This is a genomic window from Uliginosibacterium sp. H1, from assembly GCF_036017065.1.
Taxonomy (GTDB): domain Bacteria; phylum Pseudomonadota; class Gammaproteobacteria; order Burkholderiales; family Rhodocyclaceae; genus Uliginosibacterium.
The window spans coordinates 425,469-437,919 of sequence record NZ_JAYXHR010000003.1; the positions used below are offsets into that span (position 1 = coordinate 425,469).

A 12,451-nucleotide genomic window follows, 5' to 3' on the forward strand; every position below is an offset into this window, starting at 1 on the left:
GACAACGGGAGCCACTCGCCCGCAAGCTTGATTCGCGAGTAGGCTCTCCAGGAGAAAAGAACATGCTCATGAAAGCGGAACCCGCCATGATCGAACCCGCCGAGGTGGAGCGTCCAGCGCCGGACGCCGACACCCTCCTGTTCGCCAACAGGATCGAGAAGACCTATCCCAACGGCACCCGCGCGCTCGACGAGATGAGCTTGCGCGTGCAGCGCGGCGATTTCATCTCGCTGCTCGGCCCGTCCGGCTGCGGCAAGAGCACGCTGCTGAAGATGTACGCCGGCCTGGAGGCACCGTCCCACGGCCACCTGCGCTGGGCGGGTGCGGATGCGCCCGGCAAGTCCGGCCTCAAGATCGCGATGGTCTTCCAGGAAGCCACGCTGATGCCCTGGGCCGACGTCGCCACCAACGTGCGCCTGCCGCTGGACCTCGCCGGCGTGCCCAAGGCCCAGAGTGAAACGCGCGTGCAGCGCGCGCTGGAGAGCGTGGGCCTGGGCAAGTTCGGCAAGAGCTATCCGCGCGAACTCTCCGGTGGCATGCAGATGCGCGTGTCGATCGCCCGCGCGCTGGCGACCGAGCCCGACGTGCTGCTGATGGACGAGCCCTTCGGCGCGCTGGACGAATTCACCCGCAACAAGCTGGACGCCGACCTGCGCGCACTGTGGGCGCAGAAGCAGGGCCGGCTGACGGTGGTGTTCGTCACCCACAGCATCTACGAGTCGGTGTACCTGTCCAGCCGCGTGATCATGATGGCCGCGCGGCCGGGCCGCATCGTCGCCGACCTGCCGATCGCCGAACCGGTGCGCGACGAGGAGTTCCGCCTCTCCGCGCGCTTCACCGACTACTGTCGCGACCTGTCCGCCCGCCTGCTCGCCGCAAGCGGTGGCCAGCTCGACCACGATTGAGAAGAGCCAGCATGACGACTCCCATCCTGAAACGTCCCGGCGCCATGAAGATCGCCGCGCCCACCGCCTTCGGCATCCTGCTGCTGCTGGCCTGGCAGATCGTATGCACCGTGGGCAAGGTGCCGGTCTACCTGGTGCCCGCGCCCAGCGACATCATCACCGCCTTGTGGAACGACGGCCCCGGCCTGCTGCGCGCGCTGGGCGTCACGTTGAAGATCACCTTCCTCGCCTTCTTCGTGGCGGTGGTGCTGGGCGTGGTGTCGGCCTTCCTGTTCGTGCAGAGCAAGGTCATCGAGGCCAGCCTGTTCCCCTATGCGATCCTGCTTCAGGTGACACCGGTGGTGGCCATCGCGCCGCTGATCATCATCTGGTTCAAGAACCCGACGGTGGCGCTGGTCATCTGCGCGACGCTGGTGGCGCTGTTCCCCATCATCTCCAACACGGTGCTCGGCCTGCGCTCGGTGAATCCCGGCCTGCTCAACCTGTTCCGCCTCAACGGCGCGACCCGGTGGCAGACGCTGGTGCGCCTGCGCATTCCCAGCGCGCTGCCGTACTTCTTCGGCGGCCTGCGCATCTCCAGCGGCCTCGCGCTGATCGGCGCGGTGGTGGCGGAGTTCGTCGCCGGCACCGGCGGCACCGGGGCAGGGCTGGCCTACGAGATATTGCAGGCCGGCTTCCAGATCAACATCCCGCGCCTGTTCGCCGCGCTGGTGCTGATCTCGCTGACCGGCATCGCGCTGTTCCTGCTGATGGCCTGGCTCGCGAAGCTGTCGCTGTCGCATTGGCATGAGAGCGAACTCGCATAGGCTGGATCAGGGGTAGGTTGGGTTGAGCGCAGCGAAGCCCAACACAAAACGGTCGTGCATGAATGATCGTGGCGCCATGTGTTGGGCTTCGCGTTGCTCAACCCAACCTACTGCCTCCTGCAACCGTCATGCCCTACCGAACCGTCGCTCCTGCGAAGGCAGGAGCCCAGCGACTTTCCGCTTGAGCGACACTGGATTCCCGAACGTTCCCCGAGCCAGTCGAGGGGCGCGGAAATGACGGTACGTGAGGGGCCGGTCGCATGAACGAAAGACACACACCATGAACACCCTGCTCATCACCAATGCCACAGCCATCCTCACCGGCCTGTCCGGTGAGGCGGCGCGCACCGCCGGGCCGGACATCCGCATTGCCGACGGCCGCATCACCGCCATCGGTGCGCTCACGCCGCAGCGTGGCGAGTCCATCATCGACGCCAGCGATTGCGTCATCTACCCGGCCTGGGTGAATACCCATCACCACCTGTTCCAGTCGCTGCTGAAGGGCGATCCGCTGGGCATCAACGCGACGCTGACGCCTTGGCTGGGCAAAACGCCGTACCGCTACCGCTCGGCCTTCGACGCGGAGACTTTCCGCCTCGCGGCGCGCATCGGTCTGGTCGAGCTGGCGCTGTCCGGTTGCGGCACGGTGGCGGACCATCACTACCTGTACTACCCCGGCATGAACTTCGACGGCGGCGACATCCTGTTCGAGGAAGCCGAAGCACTGGGCCTGCGCTTCGCGCTGTGCCGCGGTGGCGCCACCATCACGCGCCAGCTGGAAGCGGATTTGCCGCAGGCGCTGCGGCCGGAGACGCTGGACGTCTACCTCGCCGACGTCGAGCGCCTCGCCAACCGCTATCACGATGCCGCACCCGACGCGATGCGCCGCGTCGTCGTCGCGCCCACCACGCCGCCGCACTCGATGCGGCCGGACGAGTTGCGCGAAGTGGCGGCTGTCGCGCGCGGCATGGGCCTGCGTCTGCACTCGCACCTGTCGGAGACGGTGAGCTACCAGGACGCCACGCAGGACAAGTTCAAGGCCTCGCCGGTGCGCTTCTGCGAGAGCATCGACTGGCTGGGCAGTGACGTGTGGTTCGCCCACCTCGTGCATCTGGACGAGGACGAGATCGCGCTGCTCGGCGCCACCGGCACCGGCATCGCGCACTGCCCGCAGAGCAACGGACGACTGGCCAGCGGCATCGCCCCGGTGCGCGCGCTGGAAGCGGCCGGCGCGCCGGTGTCCATCGGCGTCGATGGGGCTGCGTCGAACGAGGCCGCCGACATGATTTCCGAAGTGCATGCGGCCTGGCTGATGCAGCGCGCGAAGTTCGGCGAACGTTCCACCGCGCTGTATCGCGGCGGCGCCGGCGAGCAGGGCGCGGATGCCGCCACCGTGGAAGACGTGGTGCGCTGGGGCAGTGCCGGCGGCGCACGCATCCTCGGCCTCGACGATGTCGGCACGCTGGAGGTCGGCAAGGCTGCCGACATCGCCATCTACGCGCTGGACCGCGACCCGCGCTACTTCGGCCTGCACGACCCGGCCATCGGCCCGGTGGCCAGCGGCGGTGCTGCGCACCTGCGGGCGCTGCTGGTGGGCGGGCGCGTCATCGTGCGCGACGGCGCGCTGCCCGGCGTCGACATGGGTGAGCTGGCGCACGCCGCGCGTCACGCCGTGAAGACGCTGATGGCGCGCGCGGAGGTGGTGTGATGGACATGATCATCCGCGGCATCCGCATCGAGGCGGAAGGTATCCGCAGCTTCGAACTCGTGCCGGCCGATGGCGCCACGCTCGCCCCTTGGCAGCCCGGTGCGCACGTCCAGGTTTCCGTCAACGGCAGTACGAAGCGCGCCTACTCCCTGTGCAACCGCGCGCAGGACAGCGACTGTTACCGCATTGCCGTGAAGCTGGAACCGGCCTCGCGCGGCGGCTCGCAGGCGATGCACCAGTTGCAGGTGGGCCAGCGCATCGCCATCGACGCACCGCGCAATGCCTTCGCGCTGGACGAAGGCGCACGCCGTCATGTGCTGCTCGCCGGTGGCATCGGCATCACGCCGCTGCTGTCCATGCTGCACGCACTGCGCACACGCGGTGCTGACGCCGCCTTGCACTACTTCGTGCGCGGGGCGACGCATGCAGCCTTTTCCGCGGAGATCGGCGAGCAGGGGCAGCTGCATGCAGGCCTGGATGCCGTGGCGACGGCCTCGGCACTGGCGGACATCGTTTCCGCACACGCGGGCGACGCGCACACGACCTACTACGTCTGCGGCCCCGAGCCCTTCATGGCAGCCGTCGAGGCAGCCCTGAAGGACGCGGGCGTGGCGGAGACGCGACTGCGCAGCGAGCGCTTCGGCGCTGCGCCGGCAGCGCCGTCAGTGGCACCACCCGCTGCGACCGGCGCGGCCTGCACCTTCCGCGTGCGCTTCGCGCGCTGCGGCAGTGAGTTCGACGTGCCGGCCGACGAGACCATCATCGGCGCCGCGCGTGCCAACGGCCTCGACATCCCGACCTCCTGCGAGCAGGGCGTGTGCGGCGCCTGTCTCAGCGACGTGATCGACGGCAGCCCCGAGCACCACGACGACTACCTGTCGGCCGCCGAGCGTGCCGGCGGCAAGATGATCCTGCCCTGTGTGTCCCGCTGCAGCAGCCGCTTGCTGGTGCTGGACCGCTGAACCCCGGCTGGGTCAGCCCTGGGCGGCGGTGACGATCCGCTGCACCAGCGGATGATGCAGGCCGCGGCGCGAGCGGATGGCGTGGATTTCCTCCTTCACGTCGTCGCTGCGGCCGAGCAGGCGCAGGCCGCGCAGCAGGCCGACGTCACCCGCGCCGAGCTGGCTGACCGGGAAGACGCCGAGGCCGCGTGCAGCGAACACCGCCATCAAGGCGCTGTCCTCGAACTCGCCGACGATGCGCGGCCGTAGCGACTGCGCGTCGAACCACCGGTCCAGCGAGGTACGCAGCGCGGAGTGCCCGGTGGGCAGCAGCACCGGCAGGTCTTCCAGCGATTGCGGGAAGCGGTCGCGCTGCGCCTTGCTGACCAGCGCGGCGGGGCCGTACCACTCCACCGACGACTCCGCCAGCCGTTCGCTGCCCAGGCGCAGATTGGGGTTGCGCGGGGCGGGCTGGCCCGCCAGCACAACGTCGAGGTGATGCAGCGCGAGTTCGGTCAGCAATTGTTCGAACTCGCCGTCGTGACAGACCAGCCGTAGCTGTGCAGTGCCCAGCACCGGCTCCAGCAGGGCGTGGGCGGCCAGCTTGGAGATGCCGTCCGACAGGCCGACCGCCAGCCGTGCCACCTTGCCGGTGGCGGCCTGGCGCACTTCGTCGGGCAGGCACTGGCCGAGCTGGAAGATCTCCTCCGCACGCGCGAACGCCGCCTGGCCCGCCTCGGTCAGCGTGACGCCGCGCCCGGCGGGTTTCAGCAACTGGTGGCCCAGCGATTTCTCCAGCTCGCGCACCTGCGCGCTGACGGTCTGCACCGCCATGTCCAGGCGCTCGGCGGCCCGTGCGAAGCCGCCTTCCTTGGCGACGACCCAGAAGTAGTGAAGGTGCCGGTAATTCAGCATGTGTTCTCCCGCTTCGGAAAAAACGAAGTAAGAGTGAGATTTAAGCTGGTTTATCCGAAAGCTGTCCATCGTGATACTCGCGGCCTTTCCATCGCCCGTGGAGGCGCAACGATGCTCTACCTCATCAGCTGGGCCGTCATCGGCGTGCTGCTGGCCTTGTGGTCGGTGGCCGCCTGGGCGGCTGACGCGATCCTGGGCTGGACGCTTGCCCATGCCGGCAGCCTGGGAACACAGGTTCCGGGCGCAGCCGGCAGCGAGCTTCCGGCCTGGTTGGCCCCGTGGCTGGGTGCCGAGCCCGCGCAATGGCTGTCGTCGATGGCCGCTGCGCTGATGCAGCTCGTGCAGGGCCTGTTGCAGTTCGCGCCGGCCCTGGCGGATGGACTCAGCCTGCTGGTTTGGGGCGCCTGGGCCCTCGGCAGCCTGCTGCTGGTCGCCCTCGGCATTGCCGCCCACATGCTGATCGCCGTGTGGTTGCGCCGTCGCCGTGCGCATGCACGACTGCCGCGGCCCTACGCGGTGTAAGTCGCCGTCGTCGATTCGTTGAACCTGCTGCGGTCGCCTCCGCAGCGTCTCTTTACCGCTTCCTACTGACTACCCACTACAAGAACCAACATGGAAACCCTTGCCCCCTTTCTCTTCGCCGACTTCCTCGGCACCGCCGTGTGGATATGGCTGTGCTTCATCGGCATCGTCGTCTCGCTGCTGGCCTTCGACCTCGGCGTCCTGCACAGGGACGAGCGCGAAATCGGCGTGCGCGAAAGCCTGCTGCTGTCCGCCGGTTACATCACCGCAGCCGTGCTGTTCGGTGCCTGGGTGTGGTGGTACCTCGGTGCGCAGAGCGGCATGGACTACTACACCGGCTTCATGATCGAGAAGTCGCTGTCGATGGACAACGTGTTCGTCATTGCGCTGATCTTCAGCTTCTTCGCGATCCCCCGGCAGTCCCAGCACCGCGTGTTGTTCTGGGGCATCCTCGGGGTGATCGTGCTGCGCGCGCTGATGATCGGCCTGGGCGCCACCCTGGTCAGCCAGTTCAGCTGGGTGCTGTATCTCTTCGGTGCCTTCCTGGTCTTCACCGGAATCAAGATGTGGGTCATCGCCGACCACACGCCCGATATCGCGACCAACCCGCTGCTGAAGTTCCTCAAGCGCCACATGCGGGTGACCGACGGCCTGCGTGGCAGCGCGTTCTGGGTGAAGGAGGCCGATCCGGCCACCGGCAAGGTGGAGCGCTTCGCCACGCCGCTGCTGCTGGCGCTGATGCTGGTGGAGTTCGTCGACCTGATCTTCGCGGTGGACTCCGTGCCGGCGATCTTCGCGATCACCACCGACCCCTTCATCGTCTACACCAGCAACATCTTCGCGATCCTCGGCCTGCGTGCGCTGTACTTCGCACTCGCCGCGATGATCCATCGCTTCAAGTACCTCAAGTACGCGCTGGCCCTGGTACTGGTGTTCATCGGCAGCAAGATCTTCCTGGTCGGCATCATCGGCAAGATTCCCGCCGTGGTGTCGCTGTCGGTGACCTTCGGCCTGATTGCCGGCGGCGTGCTGGTGTCGCTGTGGAAGACGCGGGGCGAGGCGGCGACGGTCAACTCCTGATCTGCGACGAGGCGTTGCTGCGGGTCCCACCCGTGGCAGCGCATACGTGCTACCGGATAGTCCCCATACCGTGACGCAATTCGCGCTCGGGCCACTGTCGTGACTTTAGGCACTGGTCCGTCTGCTTGTGTGCGGCCAGTATCCGTGGCAGGTCCGGGTCGCGCTTCGGCGGCGGCCCGACACCTGAACATGATCTGGAACCGGGGGATGTATGCAGCAGCGAGACACTGTGTTTTCCGGCGGGCGCCTGCTTGCAGCAGCCCTTGTCGCGTCGGCCACGCTTTCCACCTTGCCGGCGCATGCCGTGCCACTGACGATCGGCAGTGGCTTGCCGGTCGGTCTGGTGAGCACCGGCGGCAGCCTGTCCGGTTCCTTCGACATCAATCCTGCCTTGTCGGCGGCGGGGCTGGGTACTTCGGCCAGCCTGTCGAACGCGACGCTGTCCTTCCGCTTTGCCGACAACTTCGATACCCGCGTCGATACGGACCAGGATGGCGGAACGACCAGCCGGCGCGTCAATGACGTGTGCAACGGCAGCATCTGCTCGCCGCAGTACATCCTGATCCAGGACATCTACCGGGTGTCGGTCGATCCGCTCGAAACCGCCGGGGTGACCGTCGGCTCGCAGACGGGCAGTGCGTCATCGGCCTATCGCGAGGTCTACACGCCGGGTTTCGAGCAGCCGGTGGGCAGCACGGTGTGTGGTGCCTTCGGATGCGGCTTCGTGCCGGTCACCCTGCCGCGTTGCGTCGACATGTTCGGCACGGGCGCATACGTGTGCGACGGCCCGTGGCCGTTGTACCAGCGCATCACCCACGAGAGCCGCCTGAACGATGGCGCGTTCTCGCTCGATATGATCCTGGATGCAAGCTCGCTCGCCGACCTGGCCAGCGACGGCCTGCTGGGCTTCACGATCGATGCGCTGGTCGGCAACTTCTCCTTCCTCGGCGCAAGCCTGTCGCTGGACGCGGTGGCGCGCGATCCGCAGGAGCCGCCTACCGGCGTGCCGCTGCCGGGCAGTGCTGCGCTGGCGATGGCCGGGGTGGGCACGCTGGCATGGCAGCGACGCCGGCGTACGGCGGGCGCCGACGCGATTTGAGCCGGAGGCAGGAAGGCGTGCACGCTGCCTTGCAGCCTGTGCGTCACTTCCTACATCGGTACGCAGCATCGACCGATAACGGCCGACAGGTGTGATTCCTATGATCGTGGACACGACAGCGGTGCAATCGCGCGCTGTCGCCAACGACCCCACGCATCGAAGGAGATCACCATGTCCATCAAGACCCTGGAAGAGCTGTTCGTCCACGAACTGTCCGACATCTACAGCGCCGAAAAGCAGCTGACCAAAGCGCTGCCGCGCATGGCTCGCGCGGCCACCAACGCACAACTGGTTGCGGCCTTCGAATCGCACCTGGAAGAGACCCATGGCCAGGTCGAGCGCATCGACCAGGTGGTCGAGGCGTCCGGCGTGAAGCTGAAGCGCATCAAGTGCGCGGCCATGGAAGGCCTGGTCGAGGAAAGCAAGGAAGTGATCGAGGAGATCGAGAAGGGCGCCGTGCGCGATGCCGCGTTGATTGCAGCTGCCCAGCGCGTGGAGCACTACGAGATCGCCGGCTACGGCACCTTGCTGGCCCTGGCTCGCCAGCTGGGCTACGACAAGATCGAAGGCCTGCTGAAGGCGACGCTGGACGAAGAGAAGGCCGCCGACAAGAAGCTCACCGAACTGGCGCTGGGCGGTGCCAACCAGGCGGCGCAGCGCAGTTCGCCGACCCAAAGCAAGGCGGCCTGAGCACACACGGCCTCACCAAGCCGGCAGCCTATGCGCTGGTTGGCGGGCGCTGGCCATATAAGCAAAAGGGAGCATGTGTGCTCCCTTTTGTTTGTGTCTTGCTTCTTGGGGCTGCATCCGGCATCGGTGCCAACCGACTGGCGATGGTGCGTCACACGTGTCAGGAGGACGCCAGCATGCCGAGCAGGCGCTCGTGCATGAGCGGCAGCGCACTCAGCGCATGGCGCGCGGCGGCTATCCTCACTTCATGCCGATCGCCACTGAGGCGCAGGGTTTGCGAGGTTACGGCGACGGCTCCGCCGGAGTCTGCTCGCAGAGCCCAAGCGAAGCACTGGGTGCCCGCGGGTACGGCCGGTTGGGAGCCGTCCGCGACGCCGGTGTTGGCGATCGCGAGAACAGCCGGGCTGTGACGCAGAGCGCCGCCCGCCATCTCGGCGGCCACTGCCTCGCTGGTCAGGCCGTGGGTGTCGATAGTGGCAGCGTGAACCCCTAGGCAGCGCATCTTGGCTTCCGGCGTGTACGCCACGAAACCGCACTCCAGCACTTCCCCGGCGCCCTCCACATCTGCCAGCAGCGCTGCAATGAGGCCGGCAGTACAGGACTCCGCCGATGTGACCGTTACTTGTCGTGCCCGCAGGTAAGCCACCACGTGACGGAGCACGACGTCTTCTCCTCGCCTCTCCGGGCTACCGTGTTCTTCGGCGAACGATGGAGCGATTGCGGACATCAAACTCAACTTGCCTTCGCCACCGCTGGGCCACTCAGCCAGTCGCGGTAGGCCAGCAGGGTGTCACCGAAACCGCCACGGGCCCGCGCGTCGGTACGCGCGCTGGTGACCACGCGTGGTGCGGCGCTCCAGGCGATGCGGGCGCCGTTGCGCTGCAGGGCTTCGACCAGCGCCACGTCCTCGCTGCATGCCAGGGGCAGGAAGCCACCGGCGGCGAGGTAGGCGGCGGCGCTGACGCCGAGGTTGGCGGCATGGATGTGCCGGTGTCCATCCGCGTGGAGGTAGCGCTCCAGGAAGTGCAGGCGCAGGGCATCCGACAGTGCGCCGTGTGCGGACCAGTCCTCCACGCTGACCGGACCGCATACGGCATCCGCTTCCAGCGCGAGCTGGGCGGCCAGCCAGTCCGGATGCACCTTGCTGTCCGCGTCGGTGAATGCCAGCCAGCGTGCGCCACGTGCGATCAGTGCGGCGGCGCCGAGGGCGCGGCTGGCGCCCACGTTGCGCATGCCGGTCTCGATGACTTCCACGCCACGCTCGCGCGCGATGGCTGCCGATTGATCGCAGCAACTGTCGGCAACGACGACGATTGCCACCGGCTCCGCGTCAAGCGCCGGGTGCTGCGCGGCCAGCTTCAGCGCAGCGAGGGCGCGCGGCAGCAGGGCCTCCTCGTTGTGCGCGGGCACCACCACGCCGATCATCGCGGCACCTCGCTGGCCGGGTCGGCATAGTTGCGTGCCCATGTCTCGATCAGCAGGTCGGCTTCTTCGTAGCGTGACAGGCGGCGCAGCGGCGCCTCGTCGAACAGCGCGTGCACCGATTCCGAAGTCTGCTGGCGGTCGTCGAAAGGCTGGCGCCAGTGGCAGGCGACGACATGACCATCCGGCGCGAGCGAGGCCAGGCATTGCTGGTGCACGTGCCGGGCATCGGCGTCGTCGAAGTAGTACAGCAGCTCGCTGAACACGATGAGATCGAACGGGCCATGTTCGCGCGGCCAGTCGTGGGGCAGCTCGTGGTCGGCGACGGTGACGTTGGGATAGTCGGCAAGCCGCTCGCGGCAGGTCGCCCGTGCGCTGGGCGAGAAGTCGCTGATCAGCACGCGGTCGCTGCGGGTGGCCAGCTCCGCGCTCAGCTCACCGATGCCGCAACCGGGTTCGAAGGCATTGCGGTAGCGGGCGCGCGGCAGCATCGCCAGCAGCAGGTCGCGCTTGCGCTGTTCGTACCACTGGCTGCGTACCTGCCAAGGGTCGCCCTGTTCGCGATAGAGCGTGTCGAAGTGCGACTGCCGCGCATCCGCCATCAGCTCGGCCGGGGGCGGCGCAAAGTCGGATGGCCGGGCGGGGGAAGGGGGCTGGGCAGGGGATTTCATGTGAAGAAGATCTCCTCCGCGCGCAGCAGCGGCACCAGGGCATCCGGGTGCAGGATCGGCGGCTTGCCGGTGCTCTCGTCCGGCTGGATCTGGCTGTCGAATGCGTGGATGGCGCGCAGCTTGCGGATGCGCACCGGCATCGGCAGCGGCAGGCGGACCGCGCGCTCGCGCTTGGCATCGTCGGCCGTCAGCCAGTCCCAGCTCCAGATCGGCGTCTCCAGCAGGCGCACCTCGTGGGCCGCGGCGACCTCCGCGCAGACTTCGCCAACCGCCTGGTGGTCGGCGTGGCGATCTTCGCGCCAGGTGGTGATGACCACGTCGCCCTCGCGCAGGTGCTCGTGCAGGCACTGCCGCAGCACGTCGGCATGCGCGGCGATGGCACCGTCCGGCAGGCCCAGGCGGACGACTTCCGCATTCACGCCCAGCAGGCTCAGCGCATAGGCGGTTTCGGCAGGGCGTATCAGCGCCAGCCGGCCCACCGGCCACAGTGCCGAGCCCGGGTGGCTGGCCGTGCCGTCGGTGACGGCGATCAACAGCGCCTTGCAACCTTGTGCGCAGAACTGCGCCAGCAGGCCGCCGGCACCGAGCACCTCGTCGTCGGGATGGGGGGCCACCACCACGGCACGGCTGCCGGATGGAATCAGCGCCTCGTGGGTCACCACGGGCAGGTCGTAGAGGGCGGCCTCCTCGACGGAGAGGCGTTCCGGGCGGGTGCTTACGGCATCCATGGTGGCTCCTTTTCCGGGTCGGCGGAGGTGTCGCGCAGTTGCGTGCCCAGCGCGGCGAAGTCGCGGTCGCCGTGGCTCTGGCGAAGATAGATGGGCAGGTCCGCCACCAGCCGCGCGACACGGGAGTCGTTGCACAGCGGGGCGGAGCCGAGCGCAAGGCTGGCGTGGGCGATGACGGCGCTGGCCGCGGTTTCGACGCCGAGGCGGGCGCGCAGGGCTACGTGGCGGGCGTCGCCATGCGGGTCGGCGTCGATGGCGGCCGCGGCTTCGCGCAACAGTGCGGCGGCGGCGTGCAGCGCCACCTCGCACTGGCCCAGCCTGGCCAGGCCATGCACGTCCAGTCTGGCGGAATGCAGCAGCGCCTGGGCGATGCCGCTTGCGCCGCCGAACCAGCAGGCCGCGATGCCGGCGCCGCCCTGCCAGAAGCCGGGCCGTTCGACATAGGCAGCGGGTGCGCCGACTTGGGTGCCGAGTGCGCCGGAGAAGTGGATGTTGCTGGTCTGCGTCGCCACCATGCCGACGGCATTCCAGCCGTCGTGGTTCACGCGCACGCCGGGCTGGTGCATCGGCACGGCCACCAGGCATTGTTCGCCGGCTTCGTTCCAGGCGCTGACCAGCCCCTGGTCGACGATGCCGGCGCCGGAGCACCAGCGCTTGGTGCCGTGCAGGCTGACCATGCCGTCGGCGTGGCGGATCATGTTCACCCGGCCATCGGGTGGCTCGGCGCACCACACGCCCCACAGCTCGCCGTCGCGCATGGCAACGGCGCCGCCCAGTTCCGCCAGGATGGCGTGGGCGTCGGTGTGGGCTTCGTAGAGCTTCAGGAGCGCGAGGTCGACCGAGCCGACCTTGATCAGGGCCCGCCAGCGTTGCAGCGTCTGGCCGCTGCCGGGCAGCGGCAGCCTGCCGAGGCCTGCGACGAGCAGTGCCCGAAGGCTGCTTGCCATGCCACGGAGATCGGAGC

Annotated in this window: 14 protein-coding genes; 8 read left to right on the forward strand and 6 right to left on the reverse strand. The window is 68.2% G+C overall.

Going from position 1 to position 12,451, the window contains the following annotated elements; translation table 11 throughout:
• Nucleotides 1–62: 62 nt before the first annotated feature.
• From VVD47_RS18545 to VVD47_RS18560, 4 genes are all read left to right on the forward strand, one after another.
• Entirely contained in the window at nucleotides 63–905 is an 843-nt protein-coding gene (locus tag VVD47_RS18545; protein WP_327605001.1) for an ABC transporter ATP-binding protein, read from the forward strand.
• Nucleotides 906–916: 11 nt separating this feature from the next.
• Nucleotides 917–1,711 carry an ABC transporter permease gene (locus tag VVD47_RS18550; protein WP_327605002.1) on the forward strand — a complete coding sequence of 265 codons (795 nt, stop codon included), beginning with the start codon at nucleotides 917–919 and terminating at the stop codon, nucleotides 1,709–1,711.
• Nucleotides 1,712–1,991: 280 nt separating this feature from the next.
• A complete protein-coding gene (locus VVD47_RS18555) occupies nucleotides 1,992–3,419 on the forward strand; it encodes an amidohydrolase family protein (RefSeq protein WP_327605003.1) in 1,428 nt (475 codons plus the stop codon).
• Nucleotides 3,419–4,381, forward strand: a complete 963-nt coding sequence (locus VVD47_RS18560; protein ID WP_327605004.1) for a PDR/VanB family oxidoreductase — start codon at nucleotides 3,419–3,421, stop codon at nucleotides 4,379–4,381. The genes VVD47_RS18555 and VVD47_RS18560 overlap by 1 nt, the downstream gene beginning before the upstream one ends.
• A gap of 12 nt (nucleotides 4,382–4,393) precedes the next feature.
• On the opposite strand, the gene VVD47_RS18565 is transcribed toward VVD47_RS18560, so the two are convergent.
• On the reverse strand, nucleotides 4,394–5,275 hold the full coding sequence (locus tag VVD47_RS18565; protein WP_327605005.1) for a LysR family transcriptional regulator: 882 nt from the start codon (nucleotides 5,273–5,275) through the stop codon (nucleotides 4,394–4,396).
• Nucleotides 5,276–5,386: 111 nt separating this feature from the next.
• On the opposite strand from VVD47_RS18565, the gene VVD47_RS18570 reads away from it, so the two are divergent.
• From VVD47_RS18570 to VVD47_RS18585, 4 genes are all read left to right on the forward strand, one after another.
• The gene (locus tag VVD47_RS18570) at nucleotides 5,387–5,797 is read left to right on the forward strand and encodes a hypothetical protein (RefSeq protein ID WP_327605006.1); all 411 of its coding nucleotides are present in this window, start codon (nucleotides 5,387–5,389) and stop codon (nucleotides 5,795–5,797) included.
• Nucleotides 5,798–5,887: 90 nt separating this feature from the next.
• The gene (locus VVD47_RS18575; RefSeq protein ID WP_327605007.1) at nucleotides 5,888–6,877 is read left to right on the forward strand and encodes a TerC family protein; all 990 of its coding nucleotides are present in this window, start codon (nucleotides 5,888–5,890) and stop codon (nucleotides 6,875–6,877) included.
• A 304-nt stretch (nucleotides 6,878–7,181) separates the two neighbouring features.
• Nucleotides 7,182–7,976 (forward strand): hypothetical protein, encoded by a 795-nt coding sequence (locus tag VVD47_RS18580; protein WP_327605008.1) that lies wholly within the window; start codon nucleotides 7,182–7,184, stop codon nucleotides 7,974–7,976.
• Nucleotides 7,977–8,147: 171 nt separating this feature from the next.
• Nucleotides 8,148–8,666, forward strand: a complete 519-nt coding sequence (locus VVD47_RS18585) for a YciE/YciF ferroxidase family protein (RefSeq protein WP_327605009.1) — start codon at nucleotides 8,148–8,150, stop codon at nucleotides 8,664–8,666.
• 160 nt (nucleotides 8,667–8,826) lie between these two features.
• Here the strand turns inward: VVD47_RS18585 and VVD47_RS18590 are convergent, their stop codons facing one another.
• The 5 genes from VVD47_RS18590 to VVD47_RS18610 all read right to left on the reverse strand — a co-directional run bounded on the left by VVD47_RS18590 (nucleotide 8,827) and on the right by VVD47_RS18610 (nucleotide 12,434).
• On the reverse strand, nucleotides 8,827–9,327 hold the full coding sequence (locus VVD47_RS18590) for a CinA family protein (protein ID WP_327605010.1): 501 nt from the start codon (nucleotides 9,325–9,327) through the stop codon (nucleotides 8,827–8,829).
• 71 nt (nucleotides 9,328–9,398) lie between these two features.
• Nucleotides 9,399–10,133: a glycosyltransferase gene (locus VVD47_RS18595; protein WP_327605011.1), complete on the reverse strand. Its 735-nt coding sequence runs from the start codon at nucleotides 10,131–10,133 to the stop codon at nucleotides 9,399–9,401.
• On the reverse strand, nucleotides 10,088–10,759 hold the full coding sequence (locus tag VVD47_RS18600) for a class I SAM-dependent methyltransferase (RefSeq protein ID WP_327605012.1): 672 nt from the start codon (nucleotides 10,757–10,759) through the stop codon (nucleotides 10,088–10,090). Before VVD47_RS18600 ends, VVD47_RS18595 begins: the two co-directional genes overlap by 46 nt.
• Complete coding sequence (locus VVD47_RS18605; RefSeq protein ID WP_327605013.1) at nucleotides 10,756–11,487, reverse strand: PIG-L deacetylase family protein; 732 nt, start codon at nucleotides 11,485–11,487, stop codon at nucleotides 10,756–10,758. Before VVD47_RS18605 ends, VVD47_RS18600 begins: the two co-directional genes overlap by 4 nt.
• Nucleotides 11,475–12,434: an acyl-CoA dehydrogenase gene (locus tag VVD47_RS18610; RefSeq protein ID WP_327605014.1), complete on the reverse strand. Its 960-nt coding sequence runs from the start codon at nucleotides 12,432–12,434 to the stop codon at nucleotides 11,475–11,477. Before VVD47_RS18610 ends, VVD47_RS18605 begins: the two co-directional genes overlap by 13 nt.
• Nucleotides 12,435–12,451: the final 17 nt, after the last annotated feature.

What these genes read in the sequence shown, in the direction of transcription:
- VVD47_RS18545 (WP_327605001.1), top strand. Translation starts at nt 63, where the DNA reads ATGCTCATGAAAGCGGAACCCGCCATGATCGAACCCGCCGAGGTGGAG.
- VVD47_RS18550 (WP_327605002.1), top strand. Translation starts at nt 917, where the DNA reads ATGACGACTCCCATCCTGAAACGTCCCGGCGCCATGAAGATCGCCGCG.
- VVD47_RS18555 (WP_327605003.1), top strand. Translation starts at nt 1,992, where the DNA reads ATGAACACCCTGCTCATCACCAATGCCACAGCCATCCTCACCGGCCTG.
- VVD47_RS18560 (WP_327605004.1), top strand. Translation starts at nt 3,419, where the DNA reads ATGGACATGATCATCCGCGGCATCCGCATCGAGGCGGAAGGTATCCGC.
- VVD47_RS18565 (WP_327605005.1), bottom strand. Translation starts at nt 5,275, where the DNA reads ATGCTGAATTACCGGCACCTTCACTACTTCTGGGTCGTCGCCAAGGAA.
- VVD47_RS18570 (WP_327605006.1), top strand. Translation starts at nt 5,387, where the DNA reads ATGCTCTACCTCATCAGCTGGGCCGTCATCGGCGTGCTGCTGGCCTTG.
- VVD47_RS18575 (WP_327605007.1), top strand. Translation starts at nt 5,888, where the DNA reads ATGGAAACCCTTGCCCCCTTTCTCTTCGCCGACTTCCTCGGCACCGCC.
- VVD47_RS18585 (WP_327605009.1), top strand. Translation starts at nt 8,148, where the DNA reads ATGTCCATCAAGACCCTGGAAGAGCTGTTCGTCCACGAACTGTCCGAC.
- VVD47_RS18595 (WP_327605011.1), bottom strand. Translation starts at nt 10,133, where the DNA reads ATGGGCACGCAACTATGCCGACCCGGCCAGCGAGGTGCCGCGATGATC.
- VVD47_RS18600 (WP_327605012.1), bottom strand. Translation starts at nt 10,759, where the DNA reads ATGAAATCCCCTGCCCAGCCCCCTTCCCCCGCCCGGCCATCCGACTTT.
- VVD47_RS18605 (WP_327605013.1), bottom strand. Translation starts at nt 11,487, where the DNA reads ATGGATGCCGTAAGCACCCGCCCGGAACGCCTCTCCGTCGAGGAGGCC.
- VVD47_RS18610 (WP_327605014.1), bottom strand. Translation starts at nt 12,434, where the DNA reads ATGGCAAGCAGCCTTCGGGCACTGCTCGTCGCAGGCCTCGGCAGGCTG.